We start from the raw sequence: 17948 nt of genomic DNA, 5'->3' as shown, positions 1-17948 counted from the left end.
ACCGGCCTCGACGTCACACGTCCAGTCACCTGTCTCCCTACGACCCATCAGCCCCGCCCGTGCGGGGTGCTCCAGCCCGACGGGTCCGGGCCGGACGGGACGATCTGGAGCGGGTTGATGTCCTTCTGGACGACGTAGTAGTGCTGCTTGATCTGGTCGAAGTCGACCTCGTCACCGAAGCCCGGCGTCTGGTAGAGGTCGCGCGCGTAGCCCCAGAGGTTCGGCATCTCGGTCAACTTGGAGCGGTTGCACTTGAAGTGGCCGTGGTAGACCGCGTCGAACCGGGCCAGCGTGGTGAACAGGCGCACGTCGGCCTCGGTGATCGCCTCGCCCATCAGGTAGCGGCGGTCCGCGAGCCGCTCCTCGAGCCAGTCCAGGGTGGTCCACAGGCGCTCGTAGGCCTCGTCGTAGGCCTCCTGCGAGCCGGCGAAGCCACAGCGGTAGACGCCGTTGTTGACCTCGGTGAAGACCCGCTTCATCACCGCCTCCATCTCCTCGCGGAGGTCGGCGGGCCACAGGTCCGGGGCGTCCGGGCGGTGGTGCTCGCGCCACTCGAAGAACAGGTCGTGGGTGATCTGCGGGAAGTCGTTGGTCACGACCCTGCCGGACTCGACCTCGACGATCGCCGGGACGGTGATGCCGCGCGGGTAGTCGGGCTGGCGGGCGAAGTAGGCCTGCTGCAGCCGCTCGATGCCGAGCACCGGGTCGACACCGCCGGGGTCGAGGTCGAAGGTCCAGCTGCGGGCGTCGTGCACCGGGCCGGGGGCGCCCCACGAGATCACGTCCTCGAGCCCCAGCAGGTTCCGCACGATGATCGAGCGGTGCGCCCACGGGCAGGCGCGCGCGGCGACCAGGCGATAGCGCCCGGGCTCCGCCTCCCACACCTCGACGTCGCGCGGGCTGTCCTTCGACCCGCTCGGGAACCGGTCGTCCAGCGGGTCGGCCGAGACCTCCCCCGCCAGGACCCGGTCCGGGATGTAGGACATGTCGCGCTCGAAGGGCTTGCCCTTCGTCGAGTAGGTCGCGGTGTCGTTCACCCTTCAACCATACCCGCGCACCCCGCACTCGATACGGTGCGAGCGTGCCAGCGACCTTCGCGACCAGCGACCCCCACGGCCACCTCGCCGAGCTGACCGCGGCGCTGCAGGCCGCCGGCCTCCTGGACGGGGAGTCGCGCTGGTCCGGCGGCGACTCGCGGCTGTGGGTGCTCGGCGACCTCCTCGACCGCGGCCCCGACGGGCTCGGCGTCATCGCGCTCGTACGTCGCCTCGTGGACGAGGCGGCTGCGTCGGGCGGCGCCGTGCAGCCCGTGCTCGGCAACCACGAGGTGATCGCGCTGGGGATGCGGCGCTTCGGGGACACCCCCGTCGTGCACCGCGGCGTGGTGCGCACCTTCGAGTCGATCTGGTCGCGCAACGGCGGCCTCGACAGCGACCAGGCGGGGATCGACGACGAGCTGTTCGCCTGGCTCGCCGGTCTGCCCGCCGTCGGGCTCGACGGCGACCACCTGCTGATGCACTCCGACACCACGCAGTACCTCCGGTGGGGCAGCACCGTCGAGCAGGTCAACGACACGGTCCGCGCGATCCTGGGCGACGACGACCCCGTCGCGTGGTTCGACGTGCTCGTGGCCCTGGCCCAGCGCCACGAGTACGCCGGCAGCGCGGGGCCGCTCGCCGCCCGCCGGCTGCTACGCGCCCTGGGCGGCCAGCGGATCGTCCACGGGCACAGCATCATCGGCGACCTGTTCGGGGTGCGCGTCGACTCCTACGACGAACCCCGGCTCTACTGCGGCGGGCTGGCGCTCGACATCGACGGCGGGATCTACGAGGGCGGCCCGTGCCTGGTCGCTCGCCTGTCGGACTGACCGACGGAAGTCGTCGCAGACGCGCGGGCGATGCTGCCGGTCACCTCGGCCGGCGAGCGTGGCGCAGCCCCGTGCGGCCGACCAATGCCTGCGCGTCTCCCGTCGCCGATCAGGTCAGGAGGCGAAGCGCGCGGCGACCTCGACGACGCGGTCGAAGGCCTCGGTCTCGCCGATGCTGACCCGGACACCGTCGCCGGCGAAGGGGCGCACGGAGATGCCGAGCTCGCCGCACGCCGCGGCGAAGTCGAGCGCCCGGTCGCCGAGCGGGAACCAGACGAAGTTGCCCTGCGCGTCGGGCAGGTCCCAGCCCACCTCGCGCAGTCGGGCGACGAGGTCGGCGCGCCGCGCGACGAGGTCCTCGACCCGCGCCATCAGCTCGTCGGAGGCGGCGAGCGACGCGATCGCGGCGGCCTGCGCGACGTGGCTGACCCCGAACGGCAGCGAGACCGCGCGCAGCGCGGCGGCCAGCGGCGCGGGGGCGACGGCGTACCCCACTCGGAAGCCGGCCAGGCCGTAGGCCTTGGAGAACGTGCGCGTCAGCACGACGTTGTCGTGGCGCCGGTAGGTCGCGACGCCGTCGATGGCGTCGTCCATCCGCACGAACTCCAGGTAGGCCTCGTCGACCACGACCACCACGTGGGTGGGGACCTTCGCGATGAACGCGTCGAGGTCACGCTGCGTCACGGCCGGGCCGGTGGGGTTGTTGGGCGTGCAGACGATCACGACCTTCGTGCGGTCGGTGACCGCCGCGGCCATGGCGTCGAGGTCGTGGCGACCGTCGGTCGCGAGAGGCACCTGCACGCTCGTCGCGCCGCCCGCGGTGACGGCGATCGGGTAGGCCTCGAACGAGCGCCAGGCGTAGACGACCTCGTCGCCCGGCTCGCAGAACGCGTTGACCAGCTGGTAGATCAGGCCGACCGAGCCGGTCGCTGCGGCGAGGTGGTCGACCGGGACGCCGATCGCCTCGCCGAGCGCGGCGTAGAGCGCGGTGCTGCCCATGTCGGGGTAGCGGTTCATCTGCGCCGCCGCCTCGGTCGCCGCCTCCAGCACGCCGGGCAGCGGCGGATACGGGTTCTCGTTGGACGAGAGCTTGTAGGAGGTCAGTCCCTCACGAGCGACGGGCGGCTTGCCGGCGACGTACGCGGGGATGGCGAGCACGTTGGGCCGGGGCTGGGGCGAGGTCATGTCCGCACCCTAGTGAGGCGTCCGCGCCACGGCTTCAGCACCGGCAGCAGCAGCACGCCGACCACGAAGCCGATCCCGGCGCCCAGGACGTTGTCCACCAGGTCGGTGACGTCGCAGGCCCGGTCGAGGCGGGCGAGCTGGAGCTGGGTGAGCTCGATCCCGAGGCTGTACGCCGCCAGCGCGAGGAGGCCGACCGGCGCGAGCAGGACGCCGGACCACCACCGGCCGACGGCCAGCACGAGGAAGAGGCCGGCGGGCACGAAGAGCAGCACGTTGAGGGTGCGCTGGTCCAGGCCGAGGACCTCGAAGGCGCCTCCCGACGGACCGCCGTAGTCCCACGAACAGGACTCGCTGCGGCCCTCCGCCGGCACGATCCCGACGTCGGGGCGGGTGGGCACGAGCGTGACGAGCGCGATCGCGACCAGCGACCACCCCAGCCCGGCGAGCGCCACGGCGGTCGTCGTACCGAGCCGGGGGCGCAGCGCCAGCGCGACGAGCCCGGCGACGACCGCCGCCGCCAGGGCCCCGAGCACCATCACGCCCGTGCCTCCGATGCTCACCACGGCGGTGAGGCTAGCCCCGATACTGTCGTGACATGCGCTTCGTGACGTGGTTGCTGACCTATGCCGCCGGGCTGGCCGTGGCGGCCTGGCTGCTCGACGGGATCCGGTTCGACGGCCCCGCCAACGGCCAGGCGGAGGTGCAGGACAAGATCGTCCCGCTGTTCGTCGTGGCGCTGATCCTCGGGCTCGTGTCGACGTTCATCGAGCCTGTCATCAAGCTGATCTCGCTGCCGTTCATCATCCTCACGCTCGGCTTCCTGCTGCTGGTGATCAACGCCCTGATGCTGCTGCTGACCGCCCGGCTCGCCGACGCGTTCGACCTCGGCTTCCACGTCGAGGGCTTCTGGAACGCGCTCATCGGCGCGATCATCGTGACCATCGTCGGGTGGGGCGTCCGGACGGCGCTGCCCGCGCGGGACTGATGCCGGTGCAGCACCTGCCCTCCCCCCTTCCCCCGCCCCGCGCACCCCGAACCGCTACCGCATCGCCCTCGTCTGCCTCGGCAACATCTGCCGCTCCCCCACGGCCCACGTCGTGCTCGAGCAGCGGATCGCGGACGCGGGCCTCGACGACGTCGTCGAGGTCGCGTCCTCCGGCACCGGCGGCTGGCACGTCGGCAACCCGATGGACCCCCGCGCCGCGCAGACGCTCCGTGCCGCGGGCTACGACCCGACGCGGCACCGCGCGCGCCAGTGGGACACCACCTGGCCCGAGGCGTACGACGTGGTGCTGGTGATGGACGAGCAGAACCTCGCCGACGTCGGCGGGCGCACGGACCGCGTCGGGCTCTTGCGCGACTTCGATCCGGTCGACCGGGGTAGTGAGGTGCCGGACCCGTACTACGGTGGGACCGACGGCTTCGAGGAGGTGCTGGCGATGGTCGAGCGCACGAGCGAGGCCATCGTGCGTGCCCTCCCGGATGCGCTGGCGACGTCCCGCGGGGACGCCTGATGGCTCGTCAGCCCCTGGTGGCCAGGCGCGCCGAGGAGCTCCTCGGGGCGGCGGTGGTCGCGACGTCGCCCGTGGCGGGCGGTGACATCGCCACCGCGACCCGGCTGCGCCTGTCCAGCGGCCAGACGGCACTGATGAAGACCCTGCCGCACGCGCCCGACGGCTTCTTCGAGGCCGAGGCGGCGGGCCTGCGCTGGCTCTCCGAGGTCGAGGACGGGGTCCCGGTCCCCGAGCTCCTCGCCGCCGCGGAGGACTGCGTGATCCTCGCGTGGGTGGAGCAGGGCTCGAAGACGCCGCCCGAGTCGGCCACGACCTTCGGCCAGCAGCTCGCCCGGACCCACGCCGCCGGCGCCGACGGGTGGGGCCTCGACCACGACGGCTTCATCGGCCGGCTGCCGCTGCCGAACAGGACCGCGGGGTCGTGGGCGGAGTTCTACGCCGTCCGCCGGCTGCTCCCCTACCTCAAGCTCGCGCGCGACCGCGGGGCCATCACCGACGGTGACGCGGCCGTGGTCGAGGCCGTCGTGGGGCGGCTCACGGAGCTCGTGCCGGAGGAGCCTCCCGCACGCCTGCACGGCGACCTCTGGAACGGCAACTGCCTCTGGGGCCAGGACCTCGCCATCCACGTCATCGACCCGGCGGCCTACGGCGGCCACCGGGAGGTCGACCTCGCGATGCTGCACCTGTTCGGCCTCACCCACCTGCCGCGGGTCGTGGCGGCCTACGACGAGGTCCACCCGCTCACCGACGGGTGGGAGGACCGGCTCGGGCTCTACCAGCTCTTCCCGCTCCTGGTGCACGCGTGCATGTTCGGCGGCAGCTACGGCGCGCGCGCCGGTGCGATCGCGACGCGCTACATCTAGCCACACATCCAGCCACGTCCGGCCACGTCCAGCCACGTCCGGCCACGTCCAGCCACGTCCAGGACGCCGGACCACCCCTCGGGCTGGCCCGCCACCCCGACCCATCGGGCCATGGTGGGGTGATGAGCACCGACGCCAGCCCGTGGGTCCCGGAGTCGCGCGAGGTCGACGAGCTGGAGGCGGCCGCACAGGACTGCCGCGGCTGCGAGCTGTGGGAGCCGGCCACGCAGGTGGTCTTCTCCACCGGTGGGCCGGGCGCCCGGATCATGCTCGTGGGCGAGCAGCCGGGCGACCAGGAGGACCTGGCCGGTGAACCCTTCGTGGGTCCGGCGGGCCGGGTGCTCGACGAGGCGCTCGTCGCGGCCGGCATCGACCGGGAAGCGACCTACCTGACCAATGCCGTCAAGCACTTCCGCTTCACCGAGCGCGGCAGGCGACGCATCCACCAGAAGCCCGACGTCCGTCACGTCACCGCCTGCCACCCGTGGCTGCAGGCCGAGCTCGCCGGGGTCGAGCCCGCGGTCGTGGTCGCCCTGGGCGCCACCGCCGCGCGGGCCGTGCTGGGCCGGACCGTGAAGATCGGCGAGGCACGCGGCCACCTGCTCGAGGAGCCGGGCCACGTCGTCGTGGTGACCACCCACCCGTCCGCGGTCCTGCGCCTGCGCGGCGAGGACGGGTACGACGAGGCGTTCGGCGCGCTCGTCGACGACCTGCGCCTCGCGGCGCCGTACGCCTGAGCGCTCGCGCTTCTCAGGACCGGCTCAGGCGTCGGTGGCATCCTTGGCCCGTGTCCGAGACCAAGTCACGCGTGCTCGTCGTCGACGACGACCGCGCGGTGCGCGACTCGCTGCGCCGGTCGCTGGAGTTCAACGGCTACGACGTGGTGCTCGCCGCCGACGGGGCCGAGGGCCTGGTCGCGGTCGGGGCCCAGCACCCCGACGTCGTGGTGATCGACGTGATGATGCCGCGCCTCGACGGGATCGAGACCACGCGGGCGCTGCGCGCGGCCGGCAACGACGTACCGATCCTCGTGCTCACCGCCCGTGACGCCGTCGGCGACCGGGTCGAGGGGCTCGACGCCGGTGCCGACGACTACCTCACCAAGCCGTTCGCCCTCGAGGAGCTGCTCGCGCGCCTGCGCGCGCTGCTGCGCCGCGTCGTGCCGGACGAGGAGGGTGACGGCGAGGTGCTCAGCTTCGCCGACCTGACGATGGACGTGTCGAGCCGCGACGTGTCGCGCGGCGGGCGGCCGATCGAGCTGACCCGCACGGAGTTCACGCTGCTGGAGATGTTCCTGCGCCGACCGCGCCGGGTGCTCGACCGGTCGTTCATCCTCGAGGAGGTCTGGGGCTACGACTTCCCGACGAGCGCCAACTCGCTCGAGGTCTACGTCGGCTACCTGCGCCGCAAGACCGAGGCGGACGGCGAGCCGCGGCTGATCCAGACGGTGCGTGGCGTCGGCTACGTGCTCAAGGAAGCATGAGGACCCGTGCGGCCTGACGAGGCCCTCGCCCGCGGCGGGTGGCACTACCGACGGTCGCTGGCGTCGCGCGTCGCGGTCCTCACCACCCTGGCGCTCGGCGTCTCGATCGCGATGCTGTCGCTGACGGCGTACGTCGTGATGCGCCAGCAGCTCGTCAGCTCGCTCGACCAGTCGCTGCTCAACCGGGCCCACCGCGCCACGGCCTCCACGACCCTGTCGGGGGTCGCGACGGGGCAGATCCCGTCGTGGCTGCTCGGCGCCGCCGACATCCGGATCATCCTGATCAACTCCGAGGGCGACGGCATCACGGGCACGGACCCGCCGTCGTTCACGCTCGGGCAGCCGGAGTACGACGTCGTCACCGGGCAGCGCGAGTCGGTCGTCCGTACGCTCGTCACGCGGGAGGGCGAGCGCTACCGCGTCGCGACCGTGCGCGCCGGGAGCGGGCAGGCGCTGATCCTCGCGCAGCCGTTGACCGAGACCGAGCGCACGTTGGGCAAGCTCGGCGGCGTCCTCTTCGTCTTCGGCGCGCTCGGCCTGCTCGCCGCGCTGCTGGCCGGGTGGCTCGTCGCGCGCAACGGGCTGAGGCCCGTGCGCCGCCTCACGCAGGTGGTGGAGCGGATCGCCGAGACCGAGGACCTGCGGCCGCTGCGGATCGAGGGCGACGACGAGGTGGCCCGGCTGGCCACGGCCTTCAACCAGATGCTGCTCGCGCTCGGGGCCTCGCGCGACCGACAGCGGCGGCTCGTCGCCGATGCGAGCCACGAGCTCCGTACGCCGCTCACGTCGCTGCGCACCAACCTCGACCTGCTGCGCCAGGCCGAGGGCAACGCCAACCTGCCGCAGGAGGCGCGGCTCGAGCTGCTCGACGACGTCCGCGGGCAGATCGAGGAGCTCAGCGCGCTCGTCGGCGACCTCGTCGAGCTCGCGCGCGACGAGCCGATGACCCACGTCGTCGCGCAGGTCGACCTGGCCGACGTCGTCGACCGGGCGGTGACGCGCGTACGGCGCCGCGCGCAGGGCATCTCCTTCGACGTGGCCACCCAGCCGTGGCTCGTCGTCGGAGACGCCAGCAGCCTCGAGCGTGCGGTGACGAACCTGCTCGACAACGCCTCCAAGTGGAGCCCGCCCGGCGGCACCGTCACCGTGCGGCTCTCCGGCGGCGAGCTGGTCGTCGACGACCAGGGCACCGGCGTCGCCGAGGCCGACCGGCCCCACGTCTTCGAGCGGTTCTTCCGCTCCGAGGAGTCGCGCGCGATGCCCGGCTCGGGGCTCGGGCTGGCGATCGTGCGCCAGGTCGTCGACCGCCACGGCGGCTCGATCATGGTCTCCGAGTCGCCCGACGGCGGGGCGCGGTTCGCGCTGTGGCTGCCGGGGGTCGAGGCTCTGGCGGCATCTCTGGAGTCACCGGATATCCGGTGACCGCAACGGTTGTCAGCCGAGATCTGGGCAACGAACCGTAGGACTCGGTCACGAAGGTCGGTCGAACACCCGCAGCAGCCGCTCGGCCTTCCACTCCGACTCGGCCCACTCCTCGTCGACGTCGGACCGGACGGTGATCCCGCCGCCCGTGCCGAGCTGCCAGGTGCCGCTGCCGTCGGTCGTCAGCGACCGGATGACGACCCCGAGGTCGGCCGGGCCGTCGCCGCTGATCCAGCCGAACGCGCCGGCGTACACACCTCGCGGCGTCGCCTCGACCTCCCCGATGATCTCCATCGTGCGGAGCTTGGGGGCGCCGGTCATCGAGCCCGCCGGGAACAGAGCGCGCAGGGCGCCGACCGTCGTCACGCCGTCGCGCAGCCGCCCGCGGACCGTCGAGACGAGCTGGTGGACCGACGCGTAGGACTCGACCTGCATCAGGGCCGGGACCTCGACCGAGCCGACCTCGCACACCATCGACAGGTCGTTGCGGAGCAGGTCGACGATCATCAGGTTCTCGGCCCGCGTCTTGGGGTCCGCGGCCAGCCGGTCCCGCAATGCCTCGTCCTCCTCGGGCGTCGCGCCGCGTGGCGTCGTGCCCTTGATCGGCTTGGTCTCGAGGTGCCGGTCGCCGGTCACCAGGGCGTACCTCTCCGGCGAGCTCGACAGCAGCCACGCCCGCGCGCCGTCGACGTCGTGCTGGAGGAAACCGCTGTACGGCGCGGGGTTGAGCTCGCGCAGCCGGAGGTACGCCGTCACCGGGTCGAGGTCGTCGGCGAGGGTCAGCCGGTGGGTGAGGTTGACCTCGTAGGAGTTGCCCGCGTGCAGGTGCTCCTGGACGCGGGCGAAGGCATCGGCGTACGCCTCAGGAGCCCCGGGCGACCCATCGACGTGCGAAGTCTTGCGCGGTCGGGGCGTTGCAACGGCCGGATCGCGAGGGAGTCCCCGTTCGAGCGGTGACTCCCACCGAGCCGCGTGCTCGAAGACCCGCACCGCGGTGGGGCGCATCCAGACGGCGTCGGGGAGGAGCGGGTCGGGCTCGGCCGGGAGGTCGGGGCGCGAGGCGTAGCCGAGGTAGCCGAACCACTGCTCGCCCGCGCGCATCCGCGCCTCCAGGACGGCGAAGACGTCGTCGCCCACCACCGCTGACGTCCCGCCGACGTGGAGGGTCGCCTCGCGCCGGGCGGCCGACCACGACAGGGACTCGTTGTGGTCCGCGAGCCACCCGATGATGGACCGCCGGCCCGACCAGTCGCGGGCGCCACCGCCGTCGAGCCAGAAGCAGCGGTCGTGCTGGGCGGCGACGTCGAGGAAGAAGGAGGTCGCCTCGTCGAGGCTCACCGGAGGAAGTTCCTGACGAGCGACGCTCCGTGGGCGGACAGGACCGACTCCGGGTGGAACTGCACGCCTTCCAGCGGCAGGTCGCGGTGGCGCACGCCCATCACGACGCCGTCCTCGCTCCACGCCGTCGCGACCAGCGCGAGCGGCAGCACGACAGCGCCCAGCGAGTGGTAGCGCACCGCGTCGAAGTCCTGCGGCAGCCCGGCGAACACGCCCGCCCCGTCGTGGCGGATCGTCGCGACGTCCCCGTGCGCGGGCGCGAGCCGCGCCACCTCACCGCCGTACGACGTCACCAGTCCCTGCATGCCCAGGCACACGCCGAGCACCGGCCGGGTGCCGGCCTGCAGCACCGCCGTGCCGACCGCGAAGTCGGCGGCGACCGCGGGGTGCCCGGGCCCGGGCGAGAGCACGACGTGGGAGTGGCGCAGCACGTCGTCGGGCTCCACCTCGTCGTGCTGCACGACGCGGGGCAGGACGCCGGTGACGGCGGCGACGAGGTGCACCAGGTTCCACGTGTAGGAGTCGTGGTGGTCGACCACGATCACGTCCGGCGTCACGCGCCAGACAGTAGTGCTACCTCCGCACCCCGCGACACGCCTCGGCGAGCGGCTGCGCGCCGGTCTCGCGGCACGTGTCGAAGGCCGCCAGCTTCGCCATCAGCAGGTCGACCTCGGGCTTGCGTTTCGGGCTGGCGAAGGCGTTGCGCCGCTCCCAGCGGTCCTTGCGGTAGCTGTAGTACTCGTAGCCCCACGACGTCCGCTTCGCGCGCGGGTCGAGGTCGAGGCGCACCAGCAGGGCCAGCCGGCTGCGGACCGCGGTGTAGGACGGGATCCGGTCGAGCTCCGACCCGGTGAAGGCGGCGTCGGGGTCGCCGCCGGTGAGGGTCTGCTGGGTGTGCTCGAGGAAGGCGTAGGACTGGCGCACCAGGGCGGGCTGCGTGAAGGTCGGCACCAGCGACAGCCCGCTGCGGTACGCCGCGGGCGACAGGCCGGCCAGCTCCTCGAAGGTCGGCGCGAGGTCGATGTTGCTGGTGACCTCCCGGCGCTGCCCGGGGACCACGCCCGGACCGGTGACGAGCAACGGCACCCGCACGTCGGTGTCGTACGCCGTCCCCTTGCCCCGGCCAAGGCCGTTCTGGCCCAGGTGGAAGCCGTTGTCGGAGGTGAGCACGACGTAGGTGTCCGGCCCGACCGTCCGGAGGATCCTCGAGATCAGGCGGTCGGCGGACTGCGACATCCGCGCGCGGTCGCGCAGGTCGCGGACGGCGAGGGCCCGCGACAGCGGCCGGCCGGTGTTCCATGCCCGCGCCCGCTTGCCGCCGGCCGTGCGGGGGCGGTTGTCCTTCGCGGGGTCGCCGAAGCCGGGCAGGTCGGCGGCGGTGAGCTTGCGGCACGCCACCCGGCCGCAGCTGCGGTCGCCGGTGCGGTCGCGGAACATCGGCGGGAAGAGCGCGTCGTCCGCGTAGTGGCCCTCCGGCTGCGTGCGGTTGTGCGGCGCGTAGAGCGCGACCTCGAGGAAGTACGGCGCCGCGGCGGCCTCGTTCGCGGTCAGGAACTCCATCGCGAGGTCGCCGATCACCGTGCCGGCGTAGGCCTTGTCCTTCGCGCTGTCGCTCGCGCTCGCGGGCGGCGCGTCGTGCTGCACCAGCCGCAGCTTGCCGTCCGTCACCGAGGTGCTCGCGAAGTCCCAGCCGTCGTAGGCCGAGCCGAAGACGGTGTTGAAGGTCGACCAGCCCGGCACCACCGGCGGGAGGGCGCGGCCCGGCGACCACTCGTACTCGTTGAGGAACTTGCCGACGAACCCGGTCGTGTAGCCCGACTCCTGCAGCCGCACGTTGAAGGCGCGCCCGGGGTTGCCGTTGGCGAGGTAGGCCGGCCAGCCGCCGAGGCCCGACTGCCCCTGGTTGCTGGTGTTGGTCCGCACGCCGGTCTGGTGGGGGTACTGCCCGGTGAAGAAGCTCGATCGCGAGACGCAGCACAGCGAGTCGGTGACGAACGAGTGCGGGTAGGACGCCCCCGCCTTGCGCATCTTCTGCACCGACCGCATCGTCTGGACGAGGTCCATCGAGAAGTCGTCGAGCATCACCACGACGACGTTGGGCCGCGTGTCCGCGGTCGCGCGCACCGCCGCGGCCCGCGGTGGGCCGACCGGTGCCGCCATGGATGCGCCGACCATCAGGGTGAGCAGGCAGAACCCTGCCCACCCGCGTACGAGCTGCTTCACGTGTCCCCCGTGGTGTCCCGAGCCAATGTCTAGTGCATGACTCTACTTTGCCGCGCGCCGCTCAGCGGAGCAGGTCGCGCACTGCAGCATGCAACAGGTCGTAGCCGTTCTCGGTGAGGATCGACTCGGCGTGGAACTGGATGCCGCGGTAGTGGGGGCCGACGATGGCGTGGATGTCGCCCGTCGCCTCGTCCGCCTCCACTCGTACGCCGTCGGGCAGGGCGTGGCCGGACGGCACCCGGCCGACGAACGTGTTGTAGAAGCCGACGCGCTCGGTGCGGCCATCGAGTCGCACCGGCGACTGCGTGCCTTGGAACACGACGTCCTTGTAGCCGAGGTCCAGCCCGAGCCGCTGGCACAGCGTCTGGTGGCCGAGGCAGACCGCGAGGAACGGCTGGTCCGCGGCGAGCAGGTCGTCGACGGCGCGGCGGAAGGCGGCGATCTTGGGGTGGTCCCCCTCGCGCGGGTCGCCCGGACCGGGACCGACGATGACGAGGTCGGCGCCGTCGAAGGCACCGGTCGCGTAGTCCTCGTGGCGCACCACGCGCGCGGTCATGCCGAAGACGCCGAGCACGTGGACGAGCATGTTCACGAAGTCGTCCTCGCCGTGCAGGATCACCACGGACTTCCCGGCCAGCGACGGGTCGGCGGGCTCGCCCGCCTGGTCGGTCAGCCAGAAGCGGGAGAGCCGCTGGTTGCGCGTGCCCAGCGCCAGTACGACGTCCTCGTCCCGCGCGAGCTCGGCGATGTCCGCGCCGTCGGAGGTCGCCGCCGGCGCCAGGCCGAAGGCACTGAGGATGCCGCCGGCCTTCGCCCGGGTCTCCGCGACCTCGTAGGCGGCGTCGGAGTCGCGCACCAGCGTCGCGCCCGCGGTGACCTTGAGCTCCCCGGACGTCGACACGTCGGCGGTGCGGATCAGGATCGGGCTGTCCATCGTCGGCGTGCCGTCGGGCGAGCGACCGAACAGCGCGAGCGCGGCGCCGTAGTAGCCACGACCCTCGGGCTCGTAGTCGGCGATCAGGCGGCAGGCGTTCTCGACCGGCGCGCCGGTCACCGTGGCGGCGTACATCGTGTCGCGCAGGATCTCGCGGTGGTCGCGGTCGGAGCGGCCGGCGAGGAGGTACTCGGTGTGGATCAGGTGCGTCATCGGCTTGAGGAACGGCCCGAGCACCTGGCCGCCCTCGTGGCAGATGTCGCACATCATCTTGAGCTCCTCGTCGACCACCATGAAGAGCTCGAAGACCTCCTTCTCGTCGGCGAGGAACTCCATGAGGCCGGCCTTGAGCTCGTCCTCGGACTTCCCGGCGACGCGGAAGGTCCCGGAGATCGGGTTCATCCGGACGTCGCCGGAGCGCACCGAAACGTGCCGCTCGGGGCTCGCGCCGATCAGGAAGCGCTCGCCGGTGAAGAAGCAGAAGGTCCAGTACGCCCCGCGCTCGCGCTCCATCAGCCGACGCAGGACGGTGAGCGCCTTCGTCGCGTCCCAGTCGGCGACGACCGCGCGGTAGTGCCGGCCGATGACGAGGTTGGCGCCCTCGCCCTGGCCGATCTCGTCGCGGATGATCGCCTCGACGACCTTGCCGTAGTCCTCGTCGGACGTCGCGAAGCCGCCTCGGTCGGCGAACTCGACGGGGACGTCCGGCAGCGCCGCGAGCAGCTCGTCGACCGGCACCTCGTGCTCCACCTCGAGGTCGACCACGGTCAGCGGGGTGTCGTCGTCGATGGCGGCGAACCCGCGCTCGCGCACCTGCCGGAACGGCACCGCGACCAGCCGGTCCGCGCTGCGCCCGGGCTCGGGCGCGCCGGTCTCCAGCGGGATGTCGAGCAACGAGGCGACCTCGTGCGGCGTGCCGCCGACGAGGCCCGCCGTCGGGGAGGCCTTGCGCCGGATGACCGCCCACGCGCCGTACCCCTGGATCTGCTCCAGGAGGTCACCCACAGAGGGCAGGCCGGCAGGGGTCTCGGTCATGGAAGGAGACCCTACGGGCGAGCCGCCGGGCGACCCGAGCCCGTCTCAGTCGAGCTGGGTCGCGATCCACTCCTGGAGCCCGGCGACGCCGTCGCGCAGACTGACGCGCGGCTGCCAGTCGAGCGAGCGGATCGTGTCCTCGACGGTGCAGGAGGCGTGCCGGACGTCGCCGTCGCGGTACTGGCCGGTGACGTGCGGCTCGGGCGCCGAGTGGTAGCGGGCGACCTCGCGGGCCAGGTCACCGATCGTGGTGCGCACGCCGCTGCCGACGTCGACGGTCCGCATGTGGTCGGCCGGCTTGTGCGCGATCGCGGCGACGAGCGCGCTGACCACGTCGTCGATGTAGACGAAGTCGCGGGTGATCTCGCCGTCCTCGTAGAGCGGGATCGACTGGCCCTCGCGCGCCAGCCGCGAGAAGAGGGACACGATGCCCGTGTAGGGGTTGGACAGCGACTGGCGCGGGCCGTAGACGTTCTGCAGGCGCAGCACGGACAGGCGGGTGTCGTGCGAGCCGGTCCACGCCGCGAGGATCTGCTCCTGCGCGAGCTTGGTCGCGCCGTAGACGTTGATCGGGTTGGGGTGGGTGCCGGCCACCGTGTTGGGCACATGCGCGGCCCCGTCGCCGTGGTCCCACTTCCCGGACTCGAGCTGCGCGTGGGTGCGCAGGCCGGGCTGGAAGGTGGTCCCGTCCGGGTTGCGCCACACCCCCTCGCCGTACACCGCGCGGGAGCTGGTGAGGACGAAGTGGCCGGGCACGTGGCCGGCGCGGGTGAACGCGTCGAGCAGCTGGGTCGTGCCGACGACGTTGACCATGCCGTGCCGGGTGCTCTCGGAGAGCGACTGCGCGGTCCCCGTCTCCGCGGCCAGGTGCACGACGGTGTCGGGGCGCAGGTCGGCGACGACGGCGTCGAGGTCGTCGGCGCTCGTCACGTCACCGACGCGGAGGTCGACGGAGTCCGGGAGGTCCGCCGGCGGCTGCGAGCCGGGGTGCACCTGCGGGTGCAGGTTGTCCAGGACGACCCACTGCTCGGCGGCGTCCGCGAGCTGACGGGCCAGGGTCGTGCCGATGAAGCCGGCGCCGCCCGTGACGAGGACGCGGCCCCCTGCCTGCTGAGATGACGACATGCGCCACACCCTAGGTGTCAGCGCTCGAAACCCGGGTGTCGCCAGTCGTGCGCGCTGACAGACTCCGGCCCATGAGCGACCGGTCCCACGTGCGCGGCCTGCTCGAGGTCGGCGCGGCGAGCGTGCTGTGGGGCACGGGTGGGCTGGCGGTGCAGCTCATCCGCGAGCACGAGCCGCTCTCGCCCGTGACCATCAGCGCGTGGCGGATGGCGATCGCCGCCGCGGTCCTGCTCGTCGCGGTCCTCGCCCTGCGACGAGGTGGCGAGCTCGTCGACCTCGCGCGCCGGCACCCGCGTCGGCTGCTGGCCGTGGGGGCCGGTACGGCGGCCTACCAGGGCTTCTACTTCGTGTCGGTCACCCAGGTCGGCGTCGCCGTCTCGACCGTCGTCAGCCTCGGTCTGGCGCCGGTGCTGCTCACCGTCTTCGAGTCGGTCCGTGACCGCCGGCCCCCGGCGCCGTCGCGGCTCGGCGCGCTCGGAGCGGCGCTCGTCGGACTGGTGCTCGTCAGCCTCGCAGGGCACGAGTCGGCGACCGGCCCCGCCCCGGTCGCCGGGGTGCTGCTCGCCGTCGCGTCGGGGACGACCTACGCCCTCACGACGGTGGCGGGCGGGTCGGTGAGCCGTACGTCGTCGCCGCTGGTGCTGACGAGCGGGATGACGCTCGTCGGGGCGGCGGTCCTCCTGCCCTGCCTGGCCGTCGCGGACGGACCGCTCGTCACGACCGACGCGGCTGCGCTGGCGTGGCTGCTCTACCTCGGCGCGCTGACGATGGCGCTGGCCTACGTCCTGCTCTACTCCGGGCTGCGCGTCGTCGCGCCGAGCACCGCCGTCACGGCCAGCCTGGTCGAGCCCGTCACGGCCGCCGTCGTCGCGGCGGTCGTCCTCGGCGAGGCGCTCGGACCGGTCGCGATCGTCGGGATCGTGCTCGTCCTCGGCGCCGTCGCCGGGCTCGGGCGTCCGACCGCGGCCGCGGGACCGGTGCTGCCGGATGCGCAGATGGGCTGACCGGGTGCACCATCAGCCCATGGAGCTCGTCCAGATCGCCCAGCGCGCAGAGGACCTCGAGCGCGCGTCCCGTTTCTACAGCCGCCTGCTGGGTGCCGACCCGGTGGCGACCTTCGACCCGCCGGGGCTGGTGTTCTTCTCGCTCGGGTCGACGCGACTCCTGCTCGACCGCGTGGCGCCGTCGTCCTTCATCTACCTGAGGGTGCCGTCGGTCCGCGAGGCGATCGAGGAGCTGCGGGCCGAGGGCATCGAGATCACGTCCGAGCCGCACGTGATCTTCCGGCACGACTCCGACGACCTCGGCCCAGCCGGCCACGACGAGTGGCAGGGGTTCATCAAGGACTCCGAGGGCAACACGGTCGGGCTGGTGAGCTGGGAAGCCGCCGAGGACTGAGCATTCGGGACGACCTCCATCGCCTAGTGTGCCTGAATGCCGAGTGCTCGTCGCCTGCCGATCTGCTGGGTGGTTGCGGGCATCGCGCTCGTGTCCTCAGCATGCTCAGGCCGGGCGCCAGCTCCCGCGGGCTACGATCGCATCGGCGCCGCCGGTGATGACGTGGTCTACGCCCGGTCCTCGCAGGACGACAGGGGCAGCTGGGTCGACGTCGTGGTTCGGTCCGGGGAAGGCGACAACCTGTGTGACGCGCGAGGGCCGTTGCTCGTGGACGCCGCGCGGAACGTCCCCGCTCTCTGCAGTGATCTCACTCCTGAGGCCAACGTCTATCTGGTGCAGGTGTTGAAGACGGCACCGGCTACGCCGATCTGCCATCAGGACGGCACTCCCCTCGCCGCTACCCGCTTGAAGACCGATGACACGTGGTCCGTCGACTTCGTGATCTCGGTGGATCGCTCGGTTCGTGACGACCCGATGATCGTCCCCTGCTGAGAGACCAGGACGGAGCTAAGCACGCCTGTGGCCCCGCCATGATGAGGACTGGCGGGGTGTGGGGCGGGGTCATCGTCGACGGGGCCGTCGGATGCCGGGCGGGACGTCGTCGGGTGGGTCGCCGGCAGGTCGGTCGTGGTGGTCGAGGCCGCCATCGATCGCAGTGGTGCCCGTCGCGCTGCGTCGGTAGCGATGACCGTGGGGACTGGTCCACTCGAAGACCCCGTTGGACGTCATGTCGTAACGCCACGCCGTATGGGTCTTGAGGCGGTGGTGGTGTCGGCACAGCGGTGCGAGGTTCCAGGTGGCGGTGGGGCCGGGTTGCGGTCGGCCTTCTGCTTCGGTGTGGTGGTCGAACGGGATGACGTGGTCGATGTCGCAGCGCCGCGCGGGTCTCGTGCACCACGGGAACACGCAGGTCTGGTCGCGGAGGACGATCTGGTCGCGGATCCGGTCGGAGATGTCGTAGCCGGGTGCGGACAGTGGTGCGTTGAGGTCGACGACCGGTTTGACCGTGATCTTCGTGCGGGAGTCGCCGCACCAGGTCTTCAGCTGGTCGAGCAGCAGCAGGCGCTGGCGTCCCTCCATGCGACCGGTGGGTCCGAACACGGTCCGCTCGCCGACGGTCGAGGCGTTGAAGTGGACGTGGAGAACTAGTTCTCGAGCGGCCGGGAGGTCAGTTCCTTCGGTGGTTGAGGTGCGAGCGGAGCGAGCCTCGAAACCACCACCCATGCCCATGGCGAGGTCGAGGGCGGTCTGGGTGCGGGCGAGGTCACCGAGGGCCTTCGCCCGGCGGACGTCCAGCGAGTCGGTGAAACCGAGAGCCTTTTGCTCGGAAGCCTTGTGCTAGAGCACGTGGTCGAGGTCGAGGGAGTCGGCGATACCGAGCTCGGCCTCCCACCGCATGGTGCCGGCGAAGTGCACGTCGTCGTCGTGCAGGGTCACGTGTCGTGGATCGACCGACAGGTAGCCGTCCACGGGATCGGCTGCGGGGTCGGGCTGGGCGAGGTCGAACCTCTTGATCGTCTCGGCGACGAGGCGGTCGAGCTGCGCGGCACCAATACGACCA

General features: G+C 72.3%; 20 protein-coding genes. 10 read left to right on the top strand and 10 right to left on the bottom strand.

Going from position 1 to position 17948, the window contains the following annotated elements; genetic code table 11:
- Positions 1–47 precede the first annotated feature (47 nt).
- Positions 48–1037: a glutathione S-transferase family protein gene (locus L2K70_RS00100; RefSeq protein WP_236397188.1), complete on the bottom strand. Its 990-nt coding sequence runs from the start codon at positions 1035–1037 to the stop codon at positions 48–50.
- A gap of 44 nt (positions 1038–1081) precedes the next feature.
- Here L2K70_RS00100 and L2K70_RS00095 point away from each other — a divergent pair, with 44 nt between their 5' ends.
- A complete protein-coding gene (locus tag L2K70_RS00095) occupies positions 1082–1867 on the top strand; it encodes a metallophosphoesterase (RefSeq protein WP_236397186.1) in 786 nt (261 codons plus the stop codon).
- Between the two features lie 114 nt (positions 1868–1981).
- Here the strand turns inward: L2K70_RS00095 and hisC are convergent, their stop codons facing one another.
- A complete protein-coding gene (hisC, locus tag L2K70_RS00090) occupies positions 1982–3052 on the bottom strand; it encodes a histidinol-phosphate transaminase (protein ID WP_236397183.1) in 1071 nt (356 codons plus the stop codon).
- Entirely contained in the window at positions 3049–3615 is a 567-nt protein-coding gene (locus L2K70_RS00085; RefSeq protein ID WP_236397180.1) for a VanZ family protein, read from the bottom strand. Before L2K70_RS00085 ends, hisC begins: the two co-directional genes overlap by 4 nt.
- 32 nt (positions 3616–3647) lie before the next feature.
- On the opposite strand from L2K70_RS00085, the gene L2K70_RS00080 reads away from it, so the two are divergent.
- From L2K70_RS00080 to L2K70_RS00055, 6 genes are all read left to right on the top strand, one after another.
- Positions 3648–4037, top strand: coding sequence for a phage holin family protein (locus tag L2K70_RS00080; protein ID WP_236397177.1), 390 nt, complete (start codon positions 3648–3650; stop codon positions 4035–4037).
- Between the two features lie 112 nt (positions 4038–4149).
- Positions 4150–4566, top strand: a complete 417-nt coding sequence (locus L2K70_RS00075) for a low molecular weight protein-tyrosine-phosphatase (protein WP_236397174.1) — start codon at positions 4150–4152, stop codon at positions 4564–4566.
- Positions 4566–5429 (top strand): fructosamine kinase family protein, encoded by an 864-nt coding sequence (locus tag L2K70_RS00070; RefSeq protein ID WP_236397171.1) that lies wholly within the window; start codon positions 4566–4568, stop codon positions 5427–5429. Before L2K70_RS00075 ends, L2K70_RS00070 begins: the two co-directional genes overlap by 1 nt.
- A 122-nt stretch (positions 5430–5551) precedes the next feature.
- Positions 5552–6166, top strand: a complete 615-nt coding sequence (locus L2K70_RS00065; RefSeq protein ID WP_236397168.1) for a UdgX family uracil-DNA binding protein — start codon at positions 5552–5554, stop codon at positions 6164–6166.
- A gap of 50 nt (positions 6167–6216) precedes the next feature.
- Complete coding sequence (locus L2K70_RS00060) at positions 6217–6912, top strand: response regulator transcription factor (RefSeq protein WP_236397165.1); 696 nt, start codon at positions 6217–6219, stop codon at positions 6910–6912.
- Between the two features lie 6 nt (positions 6913–6918).
- Positions 6919–8334 carry a HAMP domain-containing sensor histidine kinase gene (locus L2K70_RS00055; protein ID WP_236397162.1) on the top strand — a complete coding sequence of 472 codons (1416 nt, stop codon included), beginning with the start codon at positions 6919–6921 and terminating at the stop codon, positions 8332–8334.
- Between the two features lie 48 nt (positions 8335–8382).
- On the opposite strand, the gene pabB is transcribed toward L2K70_RS00055, so the two are convergent.
- The 5 genes from pabB to L2K70_RS00030 form a co-directional block, all read right to left on the bottom strand.
- A complete protein-coding gene (gene pabB, locus L2K70_RS00050; RefSeq protein ID WP_236397159.1) occupies positions 8383–9672 on the bottom strand; it encodes an aminodeoxychorismate synthase component I in 1290 nt (429 codons plus the stop codon).
- Positions 9669–10229 (bottom strand): anthranilate synthase component II, encoded by a 561-nt coding sequence (locus L2K70_RS00045; RefSeq protein ID WP_236397156.1) that lies wholly within the window; start codon positions 10227–10229, stop codon positions 9669–9671. Before L2K70_RS00045 ends, pabB begins: the two co-directional genes overlap by 4 nt.
- Before the next feature lie 16 nt (positions 10230–10245).
- A complete protein-coding gene (locus tag L2K70_RS00040) occupies positions 10246–11895 on the bottom strand; it encodes a sulfatase-like hydrolase/transferase (protein ID WP_236397152.1) in 1650 nt (549 codons plus the stop codon).
- Between the two features lie 61 nt (positions 11896–11956).
- Positions 11957–13864, bottom strand: a complete 1908-nt coding sequence (locus tag L2K70_RS00035; RefSeq protein ID WP_236397149.1) for an anthranilate synthase family protein — start codon at positions 13862–13864, stop codon at positions 11957–11959.
- 45 nt (positions 13865–13909) lie between these two features.
- Complete coding sequence (locus L2K70_RS00030) at positions 13910–14989, bottom strand: NAD-dependent epimerase/dehydratase family protein (RefSeq protein WP_236397146.1); 1080 nt, start codon at positions 14987–14989, stop codon at positions 13910–13912.
- 71 nt (positions 14990–15060) lie between these two features.
- On the opposite strand from L2K70_RS00030, the gene L2K70_RS00025 reads away from it, so the two are divergent.
- The 3 genes from L2K70_RS00025 to L2K70_RS00015 are packed head-to-tail and all read left to right on the top strand — an operon-like array spanning position 15061 to position 16879.
- On the top strand, positions 15061–15993 hold the full coding sequence (locus tag L2K70_RS00025; RefSeq protein ID WP_236397143.1) for a DMT family transporter: 933 nt from the start codon (positions 15061–15063) through the stop codon (positions 15991–15993).
- Positions 15994–16012: 19 nt separating this feature from the next.
- On the top strand, positions 16013–16387 hold the full coding sequence (locus L2K70_RS00020) for a VOC family protein (protein WP_236397139.1): 375 nt from the start codon (positions 16013–16015) through the stop codon (positions 16385–16387).
- A gap of 36 nt (positions 16388–16423) precedes the next feature.
- A complete protein-coding gene (locus tag L2K70_RS00015; protein ID WP_236397136.1) occupies positions 16424–16879 on the top strand; it encodes a hypothetical protein in 456 nt (151 codons plus the stop codon).
- 69 nt (positions 16880–16948) lie between these two features.
- Here L2K70_RS00015 and L2K70_RS00010 read toward each other — a convergent pair whose 3' ends face one another.
- The gene (locus L2K70_RS00010; RefSeq protein ID WP_236397133.1) at positions 16949–17611 is read right to left on the bottom strand and encodes an HNH endonuclease signature motif containing protein; all 663 of its coding nucleotides are present in this window, start codon (positions 17609–17611) and stop codon (positions 16949–16951) included.
- 114 nt (positions 17612–17725) lie between these two features.
- Positions 17726–17948, bottom strand: a 223-nt coding sequence (locus tag L2K70_RS00005; RefSeq protein ID WP_236397130.1) for a hypothetical protein, incomplete at its 5' end; no start/stop codon positions are given.

The sequence above is a fragment of the Nocardioides potassii genome, assembly GCF_021648885.1.
In the GTDB taxonomy this organism is placed as follows: domain Bacteria; phylum Actinomycetota; class Actinomycetes; order Propionibacteriales; family Nocardioidaceae; genus Nocardioides; species Nocardioides potassii.
This window is presented reverse-complemented; position numbering and strand designations above follow the sequence as displayed.